The 15327-nt window shown below is 56.7% G+C and carries 11 protein-coding genes; 4 read left to right on the top strand and 7 right to left on the bottom strand.

The genetic code is table 11. The features are described from left to right. Positions 1 to 43 precede the first annotated feature (43 nt). The 3 genes from mtnN (at position 44) to ACCW76_RS11340 (ending at position 1903) form a co-directional block, all read left to right on the top strand. Positions 44 to 742, top strand: coding sequence for a 5'-methylthioadenosine/S-adenosylhomocysteine nucleosidase (gene mtnN, locus ACCW76_RS11350; RefSeq protein ID WP_045813812.1), 699 nt, complete (start codon positions 44 to 46; stop codon positions 740 to 742). Further along, positions 735 to 1544 carry a vitamin B12 ABC transporter substrate-binding protein BtuF gene (gene btuF, locus ACCW76_RS11345; RefSeq protein WP_436338576.1) on the top strand — a complete coding sequence of 270 codons (810 nt, stop codon included), beginning with the start codon at positions 735 to 737 and terminating at the stop codon, positions 1542 to 1544. Before mtnN ends, btuF begins: the two co-directional genes overlap by 8 nt. A 107-nt stretch (positions 1545 to 1651) precedes the next feature. After that, positions 1652 to 1903, top strand: coding sequence for a hypothetical protein (locus ACCW76_RS11340; RefSeq protein WP_436338575.1), 252 nt, complete (start codon positions 1652 to 1654; stop codon positions 1901 to 1903). Positions 1904 to 1938: 35 nt separating this feature from the next. On the opposite strand, the gene erpA is transcribed toward ACCW76_RS11340, so the two are convergent. Continuing rightward, positions 1939 to 2286 carry an iron-sulfur cluster insertion protein ErpA gene (gene erpA / locus ACCW76_RS11335; RefSeq protein WP_034829523.1) on the bottom strand — a complete coding sequence of 116 codons (348 nt, stop codon included), beginning with the start codon at positions 2284 to 2286 and terminating at the stop codon, positions 1939 to 1941. Between the two features lie 222 nt (positions 2287 to 2508). Here erpA and hemL point away from each other — a divergent pair, with 222 nt between their 5' ends. Continuing rightward, positions 2509 to 3789 carry a glutamate-1-semialdehyde 2,1-aminomutase gene (gene hemL, locus ACCW76_RS11330; protein ID WP_038648963.1) on the top strand — a complete coding sequence of 427 codons (1281 nt, stop codon included), beginning with the start codon at positions 2509 to 2511 and terminating at the stop codon, positions 3787 to 3789. Positions 3790 to 4027: 238 nt separating this feature from the next. Here the strand turns inward: hemL and fhuB are convergent, their stop codons facing one another. The 6 genes from fhuB to hrpB all read right to left on the bottom strand — a co-directional run bounded on the left by fhuB (position 4028) and on the right by hrpB (position 15307). After that, positions 4028 to 6004 carry a Fe(3+)-hydroxamate ABC transporter permease FhuB gene (gene fhuB / locus ACCW76_RS11325; RefSeq protein WP_436338574.1) on the bottom strand — a complete coding sequence of 659 codons (1977 nt, stop codon included), beginning with the start codon at positions 6002 to 6004 and terminating at the stop codon, positions 4028 to 4030. Then, positions 6004 to 6882 carry a Fe(3+)-hydroxamate ABC transporter substrate-binding protein FhuD gene (gene fhuD, locus ACCW76_RS11320; RefSeq protein WP_436338573.1) on the bottom strand — a complete coding sequence of 293 codons (879 nt, stop codon included), beginning with the start codon at positions 6880 to 6882 and terminating at the stop codon, positions 6004 to 6006. The genes fhuB and fhuD overlap by 1 nt, the downstream gene beginning before the upstream one ends. Before the next feature lie 9 nt (positions 6883 to 6891). Beyond that, entirely contained in the window at positions 6892 to 7686 is a 795-nt protein-coding gene (fhuC, locus tag ACCW76_RS11315) for a Fe3+-hydroxamate ABC transporter ATP-binding protein FhuC (protein WP_160868774.1), read from the bottom strand. Between the two features lie 92 nt (positions 7687 to 7778). Next, positions 7779 to 9992 (bottom strand): ferrichrome porin FhuA, encoded by a 2214-nt coding sequence (gene fhuA / locus ACCW76_RS11310; RefSeq protein ID WP_436338572.1) that lies wholly within the window; start codon positions 9990 to 9992, stop codon positions 7779 to 7781. A 216-nt stretch (positions 9993 to 10208) separates the two neighbouring features. Further along, the gene (gene mrcB / locus ACCW76_RS11305) at positions 10209 to 12737 is read right to left on the bottom strand and encodes a bifunctional glycosyl transferase/transpeptidase (protein WP_436338571.1); all 2529 of its coding nucleotides are present in this window, start codon (positions 12735 to 12737) and stop codon (positions 10209 to 10211) included. Positions 12738 to 12835: 98 nt separating this feature from the next. Further along, positions 12836 to 15307, bottom strand: coding sequence for an ATP-dependent helicase HrpB (hrpB, locus tag ACCW76_RS11300; protein ID WP_436338570.1), 2472 nt, complete (start codon positions 15305 to 15307; stop codon positions 12836 to 12838). Between the last annotated feature and the right edge of the window lie 20 nt (positions 15308 to 15327).

Genomic DNA, 15327 nt, shown 5'->3' with positions numbered 1-15327 from the left:
CTCACTTTTAAGCTTTACATCCATAACTACAGCGAGATTCTTTATGAAAGCAGGCATTATTGGCGCGATGGAGCAGGAAGTCACCCTGCTGCGTGACAAAATCGAAAACCGTCAGACGCTGACGCTGGCTGGTTGTGAAATTTATACCGGCACGCTGAACGGTGTTGAGGTTGCTCTGCTGAAATCAGGCATCGGTAAAACCGCGGCGGCGCTCGGCACGACCCTGCTGCTGGAGCTGTGCAAACCCGACCTGGTGATCAACACCGGCTCTGCGGGTGGTCTGGCCGCTTCACTGAAAGTGGGCGATATCGTGGTCTCCGATGAAGTGCGTTATCACGATGCCGACGTTACCGCATTTGGTTACGAACCGGGTCAGATGGCCGGTTGCCCGGCAGCCTTTGTGGCGGATGAAAAACTGATCGCCGCTGCAGAGCAGGTGATTAAGCAGCTGGATCTCAACGCGGTGCGCGGTTTAGTGGTCAGCGGTGATGCCTTCATCAACGGTGCTGAGCCACTGGCGCGCATTCGCACCACCTTCCCACAGGCGATCGCCGTGGAAATGGAGGCCACCGCCATCGGTCACGTTTGCCACCAGTTCAAGGTGCCGTTTGTTGTGGTGCGTGCAATTTCCGATGTCGCGGACAAAGAATCCCACCTGAGCTTTGATGAGTTCCTGGTTGTTGCCGCTAAGCAATCGTCGCTGATGGTTGAAAACCTGCTGGCACAACTGGCGCGTGGCTAAATATTGGCTGCTGGGGCTATTGCTGATCGGCAATAGCCTGTTTGCCGCTGCCCCGCGCGTTATCACGCTATCGCCCTATCTCACCGAACTGGCTTTCGCTGCAGGCATTACGCCGGTAGCGGTCAGCGCCTATTCAGATTTTCCGGCGCAGGCCCAACAGCTAGAGCAGGTGGCAAACTGGCAGGGCATCAACGTTGAACGCATCCTGCAACTGAAACCGGATGTGGTGCTGGCCTGGCGCGGCGGCAATCCGCAGCGGCAGATCGATCAACTGCAACGTCTGGGCATTAAAGTCGAATGGATTGATCCGCAGACCATTGATCAGATGATTGATGCGCTAGCAGCGCTCAAATCGTGGAGTCCACAGCCTCAGCAGGCGGCGGCTGCCGCACAGGCGCTGCGCCAGCAAGAGGATGAGTTGCGTCAACAGTATCAACAACGCACGCCGATCCCCCTGTTTTTGCAGTTTGGTCAACAGCCGCTGTTTACTGCATCGCGTAATACGTTGCAAAACGAAGTGATCACGCTGTGTGGCGGTAAAAATATCTTTGCTGACAGTCGCGTAAGCTGGCCACAGGTGAGCCGTGAGCAAGTGCTGGCGCGTCATCCCCAGGCGATTGTGATTGGCGGTGACCGTGCGCAAGCCGCGAATATTGTGAAATTCTGGCAGCCACAACTGGCGGTGCCGGTGATTGCCATTAACGATGACTGGCTGAGCCGACCGGGTCCGCGTATCCTGCTGGCAGCCAAACAGCTGTGTGCAGATTTACATCCGGCGAAAAATAGCACCAAAAAAGATTAAAGATCCAGCAAAAATTGTCGAAAATCAAAATACAAGGCACTGCGGCCACGTATGCTCAGTGCCCTTTTTGCGCAACGCGCAACTTTTGACTTCACCAGGAATTATCAATGACCAGAGCACTGCTCCTGGCCATAGGGCTCGCGATGGCTGCGCCAATTGGCGCGGCGACCTCCACCGGCTCTATTGCCGTCACGCTGACACTCTTTTCCCGCTGCGATATCTCACGCCAAAGCGAACAAACACTGCCATCGATTGATTGTGGACGTCACTTCAGTGCACAGCCGCGCGTGACCGAAAGCGTGCTAAAAAGCGATGCGAAGCGTCGTGAGACGTCACGATTAGTGACTGTTGAGTGGTAGAGTTCTGACCGCCAGAACGGCGGTCAGAAAAGGGATCAGATGCTGAAGGAAGAGCCGCAACCGCAAGTGGTTTTCGCGTTCGGGTTTGTCACGATAAAACGTGAACCCTCAAGACCTTCGGTGTAATCAACCGAACCGCCCACCAGATACTGCAGGCTCATTGGATCAACAACCAGCGCCACGCCCTGCTTTTCAATGGTCATGTCGCCGTCATTCATTTGATCGTCAAACGTAAAACCGTACTGGAATCCACTGCAACCGCCACCGGTGATGTACACGCGCAGTTTCAGCTCTGGATTTTCTTCATCCGCGATCAAATTTTTTACTTTTTTCGCTGCTGCTTCAGTGAATTGCAAAGGCAGCGCTGCTACGTCGTCACTCATGTTTTACTCCGGGTAAACGTCCAGGTCAGAAAACGACCTTAATTCCGCTATTATCTGCCAGCCGCCCAGTGCAATCAAGTACTGCGCTTGACACTGTGTGCCGCCTGCGCTGCGCTAAAGTATAGCTTTAAAAGGCTTTCGCACCCGCTTGCCTTTCTAATCAGGCGACTCTTCCCTTAGAATGGCGCCAGAATTTTTTTCCAGAACAGCAGGAGCCGAGCAATGAGTAAGTCAGAAAACCTGTATGCCGAAGCGCAACGCCTGATCCCTGGCGGTGTGAACTCCCCGGTACGTGCTTTTACCGGTGTGGGCGGCGTGCCGCTGTTCATCGAACGCGCCGACGGCGCTTATCTGTATGACGCCGATGGCAAAGCCTACATCGACTATGTCGGTTCATGGGGCCCAATGGTGCTGGGGCATAACAACGCCAATATCCGCAATGCGGTGATTGAAGCGGCATCTCGTGGTTTAAGTTTCGGTGCCCCAACCGAAATGGAAGTGAAAATGGCCGAGCTGGTGTGTGAGCTGGTGCCAAGTATGGACATGGTGCGTATGGTGAACTCCGGCACCGAAGCCACCATGAGCGCCATCCGTCTGGCCCGTGGCTTCACCCATCGCGATAAAATCATCAAATTTGAAGGCTGCTACCACGGCCACGCAGATTGCCTGCTGGTGAAAGCCGGTTCCGGCGCGTTGACCCTGGGCCAACCAAATTCTCCGGGTGTTCCCGCTGATTTCGCTAAACACACCCTGACCTGCACCTATAACGATTTGGCGTCTGTGCGTGAAGCCTTCGAGCAGTATCCTGACGATATCGCCTGTATCATCGTTGAGCCGGTTGCCGGCAACATGAACTGCATCCCTCCGCAGCCAGACTTCCTGCCGGGCCTGCGCGCACTCTGTGATGAATTTGGCGCACTGCTGATTATCGATGAAGTGATGACCGGCTTCCGCGTGGCGCTGGGTGGTGCTCAGGCTTATTACGATGTGACGCCGGATCTGACCTGCCTCGGCAAAATCATCGGTGGCGGCATGCCGGTGGGCGCATTTGGTGGTCGTCGTGATGTGATGGCTGCACTGGCGCCAACGGGGCCGGTTTACCAGGCGGGTACGCTTTCCGGTAACCCGATTGCCATGGCGGCCGGTTTTGCTTGTCTGACGCAGATTGCTCAACCAGGCACGCACAGCACCCTGACCGACCTCACCACTCAACTGTCTGAAGGCTTGCTGGCAGCAGCAAAAGCAGAAAACATTCCGCTGGTGATCAACCACGTTGGCGGCATGTTCGGCATTTTCTTCACCGATGCCGAGAGCGTAACTTGCTATGCCGACGTGACAAAATGCGACGTTGAGCGCTTTAAGCGCTTCTTCCACCTGATGCTGGAAGAAGGCGTTTACCTCGCACCTTCTGCTTTTGAAGCGGGCTTTATGTCACTGGCACACAGCCAGGAAGATATTCAGCGCACCATTGATGCGGCACGCCGCAGTTTCGCGAAGCTGTAGGCCATTAGCGGGCGCCATGAATGGCGCCCCTGCATTGATGTGCACGTCTGTCCCTTAGGCGCTGCTGCTCCGCAGACACCTATTACCGTAATTTGCGCATTTATCCGCAGCCGCCTTACAGACACCGAATGCCGTAGCTTGCGCATTTATCCCCAGCCGCTTTACAGGCACCGAATGCCGTAGCTTGCGCATTTATCCGCAGCCGCTTTACAGGCTCCGAATGCCGTAGCTTGCGCATTTATGCGCGACGCAACAGCCAGATAAAATACGGCGCGCCGAAGAAGGTCGCCATTAAACCTGCAGGGATCTGATCCGGGAACGCCAGCATCCTGCCGCACCAGTCTGCAAACACCATCAATCCGCCACCTAATAATCCCGCCATCAACACCTGCGGTAATGCGCGCCTGAACCCCAGCATGCGCACGATATGCGGCGCCATCAAACCGACAAAACTCAACGGGCCGATGGTCAAGGTCGCCGTGGCCGTTAACGCCGCCGCCAGCAGCAGCAGGGCCAGACGCGAACCCGTTAATGCCATCCCTGCTGAACGTGCCGTCGCACTACCCAGCGGCAGCAGTGTGAGCCAGCGGCTCGCCAGTGGCGCGAGCGCAATGAATACGATACCCACCACGGCGCTTTGCACTGCCTGCGGCATATTGATGTTGTAAGTTGAACCGGAAATCCAGCTCAGCAGGCCGCCCATGCGCGGATCGCCACTCGCCATTAGCACCATCAGCAAGGTGACAAAGGCACTGTTGAGCGCCATGCCCGCGAGCAACATACGCTCCGGTGAGAAACCTCCGCGACTGGCGACCAGCATAATCACCAGTAGCGTCAGCGCCGCGCCTAATGCACCAGCGGGCAGCAGCCACGCCACGGCGTCACCCGGCACAAAGAACATCATCACGACCACACCACAGGCCGCACCGGAACTGATGCCTAACACTTCCGGACTTGCCATCGGGTTGCCAGTGAGACGCTGAATCAACGCACCTGCAACACCCAGCATCATCCCCACGACTAACGCCGCCAGCACGCGTGGTGCACGCCACGGCAGCAGCTGATGCAGCATCTCGCCACTCACCCAGGTCCAGCTGTGTGCATCACGACCAAAGGAGATGCCGATAACGCTCAGCAGCGCCAGCACCCCAAGGCCAATGACACACCACAGCACCACCTTTTGGCGTTCTGCCGGCACCTTGTCACCCATATTCATCGCCGGTGGAACCGAGCCGGTACGTAAACGCGGCAACAGCCACAGCAGAATCGGTACGCCAATCAACGCGGTCGCTGTGCCGGTGGAAACCTCGCGCCAGTGGCTGGTCAGCCACAATACGCACTGATCGGCCAGCCACAGCAGCAAGGCACCAATCAGCGGAGCCAGCAGCATACGGCTGAGTAAGCGACGCCCTCCGAGCATTTTCGCCAGCAGTGGTGCAAACAGCCCGATAAAACCGATAATCCCGGCGACGTTCACCAACTGCGCACTCAACAGAATCGCCAGAGCGAGTGCGCCGACGCGCGCAGCAGACAGTGCCAGACCGAGGTTTTTTGCTACGCCGTCATCAAGCCCCATAAGCGTCAGGGGACGCAGCAATGCCAGCGCCACCACAAAAGCCAGCAGCAGACGCGGCCACAGCATGGCGACGTTGTGCCCATCCATCTGATTCAGTGCGCCGGTGCTCCACAGGAACATATTCAGCAGTTGGTCGTGATTAAAGATGGCAAAGATTTGATTCACCGAGCCGGCATACAGGCTCAGGACCAGCCCGGCGAGGATCAGCGTCACGGGTGACAGCCGTTTGCCCCAGGCTACGCCAAATACCAGGATGCCCACCAGCACTGCGCCCGCCATCGCAGCAAATTGCTGCGTCAGCTCACCACCCGGCAAGTGCCAGAGCGTGGCGACCGTGATACCGAGCTGTGCGCCGGATGACACACCCAACGTGGTCGGTTCCGCCAGAGGATTGCGCAGCACCTGCTGAAACAGTAAACCGGCCAATCCGAGACCCGCCCCCACCAACAGCGCCAGCGCCAGACGCGATAACAGGCTGTGATGGAATACCACCTGTTGGATACTGTTGATGTCCGGCGCAAAGAAGGCTTGTGACCACTGCGCGGTTGGCAGCGCGTCACGCAGATTGATAAAAGTCAGCGCCAGCGCCAGTAAAAACATGCTGCTTAGCAGCATCACAGGAAAGAGACGATGGCGCATCAGTGCGACTCCAGCGCGTGTTCCAGCACGCGGACAAATTTCAGCGCTGAATAGGTCGCGCCGTAATACCAGACGGCAGGCACACGCTGGAAGCGGCCCGCGCGGATAAACGGCAGCGCCTGCCACAGCGCAGTTTTCATCACCTGCTGCATGTCACGATCGTTATCGTGATCAAAACAGATCACCTGCACATCGCCGACATCGGCTAACCGCTCAAGCCCAACCACGGCACTGCCCCAGAAATTGGTTTCACTCTGCCAGGCGTTACTCAGGCCAAGGATTTCCATCACTTCGAGGAACAGACTGTTGGTGCCAAACGTGATGGCGTGACGGCTGTCCATCAATGACATCAGCAGCACCGGACGATCTGCCCAGGGTTTAAGACGCTCGCGCGCTGCCGCGAGCTGCTCATCCAGGAATTGCAGATGCTGTACCGCCTGCGCTTCCCGTCCCAGCCGGGCACCGAGCGCATGCAGTGATTTGCGAGCAGTACTTAATGGTTTACCGTCCCCGCTATTCAGATCAAAGCCCATGGTCGGCGCGATGCGATCAAGTTTATCCAATCCCGGACCGTAGCCGTTGGAGTGCAGAATTAAGGAAGGTTCGAGCTGCGTCATCAGTTCCAGATTGGGTTCGGTGCGCAGGCCGAGATCGATGGTGCTGGCCGATAGCATCGGCTCGCCAACCCAGATGTTGTAGTTGCGCAAATCAGCCACACCGAGTGGCGATACACCGAGCGCCATCAGTAACTCAACGGGTAGCCATTCCAGCGCCAGGATGCGCTGCAGATCGGGCGTTGCCGCACGCAATGGGGCAACGTTCATCAGTGGCGTCAGTGCCAGCGCCGTCAGCAAGCGACGGCGTGAAATGTCGAACATGGCGAGGCCTCAGTAAACAAAACTGACGGGAGCACCGCCTTGTGGATGGGGTAAGATGCCCATCGGAATACCGTAGATATTGCCCAGCACATCGGCCTGCATGATGACTTCAGGCCCGCCTTCCGCAATCATTTCGCCGCCTCGCAGCGCCACCAGACGGTCGCAATAACGCGCCGCCATGTTGATGTCATGCAGCACGGCAATCACCGTTAACCCGCGCTCACGGCTGAGACGTTGAATCAATGCCAGCACATCAACCTGATGGGCGATATCCAGCGCTGAAGTGGGTTCATCCAGCAGCAGGCAGCGGCTATTTTGCGCCACCAGCATCGCCAACCACGCTCGCTGACGTTCGCCGCCGGACAGGCTATCCACCAGACGCCCGGCAAACGGTTTCAGTCCCACCAGCGTAATCGCTTCCTCTACGCGGTCGCGATCTTCCTGACCATAGCGCCCTAGCGCACCGTGCCAGGGATAACGACCAATCGCCACCAGCTCACGCACCGTCATCCCTTCTGCCGCCGGTAACTGCTGCGGCAAATACGCCACCTGGCGGGCAAAATCTTTGCTGCCCCAGTTCTCCACCGCATCGCGGTTCAACAGCACCTGGCCTTCACTCGCCGCATGGTGACGCCCCAGCATTTTCAGCAAGGTGGATTTACCCGAGCCGTTGTGGCCAATCAGCGCCGTCACTTTACCCGGCGCAAAGGTGAGTGAAAGTGGATGCAGCAACGTGCGCCCAGGCACGCGAAAGCTGACATTATCCAGCGTGAAGGTGGTTTCTTCGTGGTGCGGATGCTGCATGGTGATTCCTGGTTAATAAGCACAAAACCGATTTGATTCTGAAGGGGCGGCCCTGAGGCCGCCCAAAATCACAACATATTCGCCCTGACGAATCAGAAGCGGAAGGTGGCAGTACCAACGATTTGACGTTCAGCGCCCCAGTAGCAAGCGTAATCACGGTAGCAGCTGGCAACGTATTCACGATCGAACAGGTTGTTGATATTAACACCCACAGAAGAGCCTGGCAGACCGAAACGGCCGAGGTCATATTTCAGCGCTGCATCGACGGTGGTGTAACCCGCTACGTCGAAGTTTTGGGTTGAGTTACTGCCATTCTGCGCATTCTCTGCATATAACCCTTTGCTTTCACCTACATAACGCACACCCGCACCCAGTGTCACACCTGACAATGCCGTTTCGTGGAAGGTGTAATCCCCCCACAGCGATGCCATATGCTTCGGCACCTGCACTGGTGTTCTACCTTTCAGCACTGTGTCTTCAGTGTATTCGGCATCGGTATAGGTGTAAGACGCCGTCATGTTGATGTTGGCGTTCAGTGCTGCCTTGGCTTCCAATTCAACACCGCGTGAACGGATTTCACCGCTCTGTACGCTAAAGTTAAGGTTGTTTGGATCGGCGGTGAGGTTCTTGGTTTTAGTCAGCTCATACACTGCTGCTGTCACAACAACCGGACGATCTTTTGGAACGTACTTCACACCGGCTTCATACTGCTTAGCACGCGATGGATCAAACGGCTGGCCAGATACCGTGGTGCCTGAGTTAGGGATAAAGGACTCGCTGTAGCTAAAGTACGGCGCAATACCGTTATCAAACACATAGTTCAAACCACCACGCCAGGTGAAAGCCTGATCGTGATTTTTTACTTCGGTATTGCCATTACGATTTAGTGCTGAAGTCATCGCATAATCGTAGCGGCCGCCTAAGGTCAGAACCCAGCGGTTCCATTCCATCTGATCTTGAGTATATAGGCCAGTTTGTTCCTGGCGATTCAGATATTGATAAGGGAACGCAGCACCATCTAGTGCATCGTTACCGTATTGAGGATTGGTCGCACTAATAGGAAATGCTGAGCCAAACGCCGCATCAATGTCATTACGCGTACGCTGATAATCGACGCCCATGAGTAATGTATGGTCCAATGCGCCAGTTGCGAATTTCGCCTGTGCCTGAGTATCGACAGCAAATTGATTAAGCTTTTCGTCGGAAACGGCTGACCCACGGTTTATCTCAAGTTCATCGGCATTGAAACTACTGCCATAAATACTGCGATAATTCGTTTTTAATTCCGCATAACGCAGATTCTGGCGCACTGTCCAGGTATCGTTGAAGCTGTGTTCGAAGTTGTAGCCCACCAATTTGGTGTTACGCGAAATCTTATTGCTGTCTTCGCCTTCATCAAAGTTGGTGGGCAGTTTGTAGCTGCTGCCGTCCGGGCGGGTAATGCCGACCACGGTGCCCTGACGCGGTAACCAGCCGTAATAACCGGTTTCCGGCTCGTTCTGGAAATAGGTCAGCAAATCAAAGCGGGTATTGGCATCCGGACGCCAGCTGAACGAAGGCGCGATGGTATAACGCTTCTCTTTGTTCATATCCTGCTGCGCGTCTGCACTGCGAGCCAGACCAGTCAGGCGATAGCTGTACACGCCGTCATCATCCAGCGATCCGCCGAAATCGAAGCCGGTAGAGAACAGGTTATCGGTGCCCATCTGGAACTGCACTTCACGCAGTGTTTCCTGCGTCGGGCGCTTGCTGACCAGTGACACCACGCCGCCTGGGTTGCTCTTGCCGTACAACACTGAAACCGGGCCACGCAACAGTTCCGCACGCTCAAGGAAGTAAGGATCGATGGCAAACTCGGAGTAGTTGTCACCCTGCAGTTTCAAACCATCAAGATACTGATTGGTGTTGGTTTCACTAAAGCCACGAATCGACAGCGCATCGATCACACTGGAGCTACCGCGGTTACCGGTCAGCACACCCGCCGTGTAATTGAACGCCCCTTTCACGCTGGTCACCGCGTGCATCGCCATCTCTTCCTGCGTCACCACCGAAACCGACTGCGGGTTTTTCTCAATGGGCGTATCCGTTTTCGTGCCGGTGGCACTGTGCTTGGCGGCAATGGTAGGAGCCGGGCCCCAGGCGCTTTCCTGCGCAACGGTGTTACCGCCATTGGCGGTCACCACCACGGTATCTTCTGCCAGCGCCTGCGCGCTCAGCGTACCCAGTGTTAAAGAAATCAATAAAGCGAGCGGACGACGGGAGGTCGCAGCACGCGCAGAACAAGGATTGAAATTTCGCGCATTCATAAAAAAGGATCTCTCGAAAAAGGAAACGATGCAGGCGAATGAAAACGAGAATGATTATTAGACGCACGAATTTTAGGCGAAGTCCTGCAAGATCCGCAAGATGTAATGGCTATTGCCGGTGCGTTTGCGACCAGATCGTGCATATCCATGATCGCGAATAACAATCGTGCAGACGTAAAAAAGGGCGCCGAAGCGCCCTGTGCTTTCTGCAGCTAACTATTTGCTGCCGAACATATCTTTGATCCAGCCTGCTACGCCATCAGCATCTTTTTGCTCGTTCTGCGGCTGCTGAGGTGACTGCTGCTGCGGTTGCGACTCTTGCTGCTGTTGGATCTGCTGCTGCTGTTGCTGGCACAGCGAGGCAGGATCCAACGTCCACACTGGCAGCGAACGCCAGGTGCTGCTGCCCGAACCACAGACGAAGTTACCGGCAGAATCGACATTCATCTGCGTAATATCTTCCGGCGGTGTCAACTGCAGCGGCATCGGGGCCTGGTTATCGAGATAGCGACGATAAATTTGCATCGCCCCGCTCGCACCATACAGCTTCGAGGTTTGGTTATTGTCGCGGCCCACCCAGGTGATGGCCACTTCTTTGCCATCAACGCCCGCAAACCAGCTGTCAATCAGGTCATTGGTGGTACCCGTTTTACCTGCCAGATGGGCATTAGGATAACGCGCGCCCAGCGCGCGCGCCGTACCGTGATCGGCGACCTGCTGCATGCTGTACAACGTCAGATAAGCCGCCTGTGCCGGTTCGACACGCTGCGCCTGCGGGAAGCTCTGATACAGCACAGTCCCATCTTCCGCAATCACCGAGCGCACCGCAGAGAGATCTGCGCGGTTACCGCCACTGGCAATCGACTGGAATGCCTGAGCGACTTCAATCGGTGTCAGGTTCAGGGCACCCAGCAGCATCGCTGGCACCGGATTCAGCTGATCCTTCGGTACGCCGAGCTTCGTCCAGGTATCAACCACGGAATTCAGCCCTAACGTCATACCCAGATTAACCGTTGGCACGTTCATTGAGTTGGTCAGCGCATCCACTAACATCACTTTGCCACTGAAGCGCTTGTCGTCATTCATCGGTTTCCAGATCGATCCATTAGGCTGTTTCAGCGCAATCGGTTCGTCGGCAATCCAACTGTTCAGACGATAGGTATTGGGTTGGCCTAAGGCCGTGAGATAAGTCGCCGGTTTAGCCAGTGAGCCGATGGAACGACGCGCCTGCAGCGCACGGTTGTAACCGGCAAACTGCGGATCGGCACCACCCACCATCGCACGCACTTCGCCGCTGAAGCGGTCAACTACCACCATCGCGGTTTCCAAATCCTTCAGACCGCGCTGTTTCTTCAGTGCCGGAATGCCATCTTCCACCGCTTTTTCTGCGGCATCCTGCGAAATCGGATCCAGCGTGGTGAAGATCTTCACGCCAGAGAGATCTTTCACCTTGTCGCCCAGTTTGGCCTGCAATTCGTTACGCACCATCTGCATAAACGCAGGCTGAGGCGTAATCACCCCGCCTTTCGGCTGCACGCCCAGCGGACGCGCTGACAGCATGTCGTACAGCTCCTGATCGATGACATTCTGCTGTTGCAGCAGACGCAGGACCAGGTTACGACGCTCCAGCGCCAGTTTCGGGTTGCGCCACGGGTTATACAGCGACGCCCCTTTCACCATGCCGACCAGCATCGCCTGCTGGTCGAGGCTCAGCTCATCCACCGGACGACCGAAGTAATACAAACTCGCCAGCGGGAAGCCACGGATCTGATCGTTGCCTGCCTGACCGAGGTACACCTCGTTGAGATACAGCTCAAGGATGCGATCTTTGCTGTAGCGCGCATCCATGATCACCGCCATGTAAGCTTCACGCGCTTTACGCCAGAGTGAACGCTCGTTGGTCAGGAACAGGTTTTTCACCAGCTGCTGGGTCAAGGTACTGCCGCCCTGCACCGCTTTACCGGCGGTGATATTGGCAAGGAATGCACGACCAATCGAGTACGGGCTTATGCCGTCGTGTTCGTAGAAATGGCGGTCTTCGGTCGCGATCAGCGTGCTAACCAGCAGATCCGGGAAGCCCGCGCGCGGCACGAACAGACGCTGCTCACCGTTCGGCGATTGCAGCATGGTGATCAAGCGTGGATCGAGGCGGAAGAAGCCAAAATCACGCCCGGTATCGAGGTTTTTGATCTCGCTCAGTTCGTTGTTGCTAAACGTCAGACGGGCGTTGATCTGCCCCTCTTTGCTGTCCGGGAAATCAAACGGACGACGCAGCAGATCGATGGTGTTGCCTTTGACGCTAAACTCGCCAGGGCGGGTAATGCGCGACACTTCGCGATACTGCGTGCCTTCCAGCAGCGCAATCATCTCTTTTTTGTCGTACGACATCCCCGGCTCAAGGCTCACCATGCGGCCGTAAACAGCGGCGGGCAACTGCCACACTTTACCGTCGATGCGGCTGCGGATTTCAGAGTCGAGATAGATGCCCCAGGCAACCATCACTACCACAAAGACCAGGAAAAGCTTAATTAACCAGCCTAACCAACGACGTTTGCCGCGTGGCGGACGTTTTCCTTTCCCTTTACCTTTTGGTGGCACCGGTGTGCTCTCCTCATCATCTTCGTCAAAATCGTCCTGATCGATATCATCATCAAGCTCCCTGCGGCGACCCCGGCGCGCAGTGGTGCGCGGCGGCTTTGGCGCTTTTCCTTTACGCCCAATAGGTTCGCGATCGTTCCCAGACATGCTTTTATTCTCCAGGCATAGCTACGGCTGCGGCCGTTACTCTAACTGCTTTCTCGTGCTGCGCATGGCAGAACCCTCTGAATTCGATCCACTGCGTGTCACGATGAAAATTTCTTGGTGCGCCTTGTCGGTAAGGCGCTGGCCGGATCGTCGGGCCAGGGATGTTTGGGATAGCGTCCTTTCATCTCTTTTTGCACTTCTGGATACGCTCCCCGCCAGAACGCTGCAAGGTCACGGGTGATCTGCAACGGCCGGTGCGCGGGTGAGAGCAACTCCAGCACCAGCGGAATGCGGCCTTCGGCCACCGCGGGATTTTGCGCTTCACCAAACATCTCCTGCATACGCACTGCCAACGCCGGAGGCTTTTCAGCATCGTAACGAATAGGCAGGCGACTTCCGGTCGGCACAGTGTAATGAGTTGGCAGCACAGTATCCAGCCGCTGACGTTGTGACCATGTCAGCAAATGTAATAATGCGCTGACAAGATTGACGCCCTGCAGACTCCTGAGATCGCGCACGGATCCCATCTCGGGTAACAGCCAGCGTTCAAGCGAATCGAGCAAACTCTCATCATCCAGCGCTGGCCACGCCTCTTCCGGCAGCCAGGCCGCGGCACAGTGCAAGCGCAAGCGCAGCTGTTCGGCTTCGGGGGTCCAGCCGAGTACCGAGAGCCCTTTTTCGCGGATCCAGCGCAACATCGCCGGGTGTAAAATCTCCGGTTCCGGTCGCGCCTGCGGCTGTGCTTTTAGGACCAGCGCACCCACGAGTTCCCGTTTCCAGGCGCGCAATGTCCCTTTCTCTTCATCCCATTCCACATCAATGCGCTGCGACACCAGTTCAGGACATTGCTGGCGTAACGCACTTATCTCTACCGGCAGCGCCAGTAACATGCGGGCTTCAGCGGCACTGGCGCCCTGTAACAGGGTCGGCGCGATTAACCACTCATAGCGGCTCAGGCCATCCTGTTCATCCAGCATGGCGCCAATACCGTTAGCCAGCTGATAGCGTGCGCTTTCGCCTCGCCGCTGCGCCAGACGATCGGCAAAACCTGCCACCAATAATGCGGGGAAAAGATCGGGATTGACGCGGCCATCGCTGGCATTCAACCGTTGCTGCCATTGACGCGCGCGCCTTTGCCAATGCAGCTGTGGTCGATTAAGGGCATCGCGCAAATCTGCACTACCGTTGCGCGGTGGATCTTCCAGTATCGCCACCAGCAGAGCGGCACTGGCGATGGCATCATGACTCTGTGCCGCACACAGAATCGCCGTCAAACGCGGATCGCTGCCAAGCGTCGCCATTTTACGGCCGCGCGCGTTAAGCCTGCCGTTTTCTAATGCGCCTAAGCGCGTTAGCAAAGCCTGTGCCGCTCGCAAGCTGCGTGGCGGTGGCGCGTCCAGCCAGCAGAGCTGTGACGCATCCTGGCAACCCCATTGCAGCAAATCGATCTGCAGCGCGGCCAAATCGCTATTGAGGATTTCGGGTTCACTTTGCGCCGCTGCACGCATCGCCTGCTCCTGCGGCAGCAAATGCAGGCAAATGCCGGGTTCAAGACGCCCGGCTCGCCCCGCACGCTGGGTCATGGAAGCCTGGCTGATGCGTTGCGTTTGCAGGCGCGTTACGCCGCTACGCACATCAAACTGTGCCGAACGCTCCAGTGCGCTATCCACCACTAAGCGGATACCTTCAATGGTGAGACTGGTTTCGGCAATGTTAGTGGCGAGCACCACTTTGCGGCGACCAGCGGGCGCTGGCAGAATCGCGCGACGCTGCGCATCCAATGAGAGCGCACCATATAAAGGAGAGAGATCCACGTCTTCACCGACGCGGGATTCCAGCTCACGCTTCACGCGCTCAATCTCTGCCACGCCAGGCAGGAACAACAGCAGTGAGCCCGACTCCTCACGCAGCAACTGCGCCACTTCTCGCGCCACCGCTTCGTCAAAACGCTGTTGCGGGTTGAGAGAGGCATAACGGCGTGTCACCGGAAAGCTGCGTCCTTCAGAGACAATAAAAGGCGCAGCAGGCAGCAGCTGACGCAACCGATCGTTATCCAGCGTTGCGGACATCAGCAGAATTTTCAGGTCATCGCGCAGCCCCTGTTGTACATCCAGCAGCAGCGCCAGTGCTAAATCGGCCTGCAGACTACGCTCATGAAACTCATCGAGGATCACCAGCGACACGCCTTCAAGCATCGGATCGCGCTGCAGCATGCGTGTCAGAATGCCTTCGGTCACCACTTCCAGTCGCGTATGGGGGCCGCAGCAGTTTTCGCCGCGCATACGGTATCCCACGGTGGCTCCGGGCTGTTCACCCAACTGATCCGCCAGGCGCTGCGCCACATTACGCGCCGCCAGACGACGCGGCTCAAGCATAATGATGCGCCCCGGCAACACCGACTGCTGTAGCAATTGCAGCGGCAGCCAGGTCGATTTTCCCGCGCCGGTGGGTGCCGCCAGTAAAACTTGTGATGACTGAGACAATGCATCGAGCAATGCAGGCAGCACCTCACTTACCGGTAATTCACTCACACTTAACTCCCACTCTGCCTGTGCTAACATGGCGCGCATTGTAGCACTCAATGGCCACG

The sequence above is a fragment of the Pantoea sp. C8B4 genome (assembly GCF_051336905.1).
Taxonomy (GTDB): domain Bacteria; phylum Pseudomonadota; class Gammaproteobacteria; order Enterobacterales; family Enterobacteriaceae; genus Pantoea; species Pantoea rwandensis_B.
This window is presented reverse-complemented; position numbering and strand designations above follow the sequence as displayed.

Bases quoted from the DNA above. Each gene is read 5' to 3' on its own strand.
- mrcB (WP_436338571.1), bottom strand. From the start codon at position 12,737: ATGTCTGGGAACGATCGCGAACCTATTGGGCGTAAAGGAAAAGCGCCA.
- ACCW76_RS11340 (WP_436338575.1), top strand. From the start codon at position 1,652: ATGACCAGAGCACTGCTCCTGGCCATAGGGCTCGCGATGGCTGCGCCA.
- fhuC (WP_160868774.1), bottom strand. From the start codon at position 7,686: ATGCAGCATCCGCACCACGAAGAAACCACCTTCACGCTGGATAATGTC.
- erpA (WP_034829523.1), bottom strand. From the start codon at position 2,286: ATGAGTGACGACGTAGCAGCGCTGCCTTTGCAATTCACTGAAGCAGCA.
- hrpB (WP_436338570.1), bottom strand. From the start codon at position 15,307: ATGCGCGCCATGTTAGCACAGGCAGAGTGGGAGTTAAGTGTGAGTGAA.
- fhuB (WP_436338574.1), bottom strand. From the start codon at position 6,004: ATGCGCCATCGTCTCTTTCCTGTGATGCTGCTAAGCAGCATGTTTTTA.
- fhuA (WP_436338572.1), bottom strand. From the start codon at position 9,992: ATGAATGCGCGAAATTTCAATCCTTGTTCTGCGCGTGCTGCGACCTCC.
- mtnN (WP_045813812.1), top strand. From the start codon at position 44: ATGAAAGCAGGCATTATTGGCGCGATGGAGCAGGAAGTCACCCTGCTG.
- hemL (WP_038648963.1), top strand. From the start codon at position 2,509: ATGAGTAAGTCAGAAAACCTGTATGCCGAAGCGCAACGCCTGATCCCT.
- fhuD (WP_436338573.1), bottom strand. From the start codon at position 6,882: ATGTTCGACATTTCACGCCGTCGCTTGCTGACGGCGCTGGCACTGACG.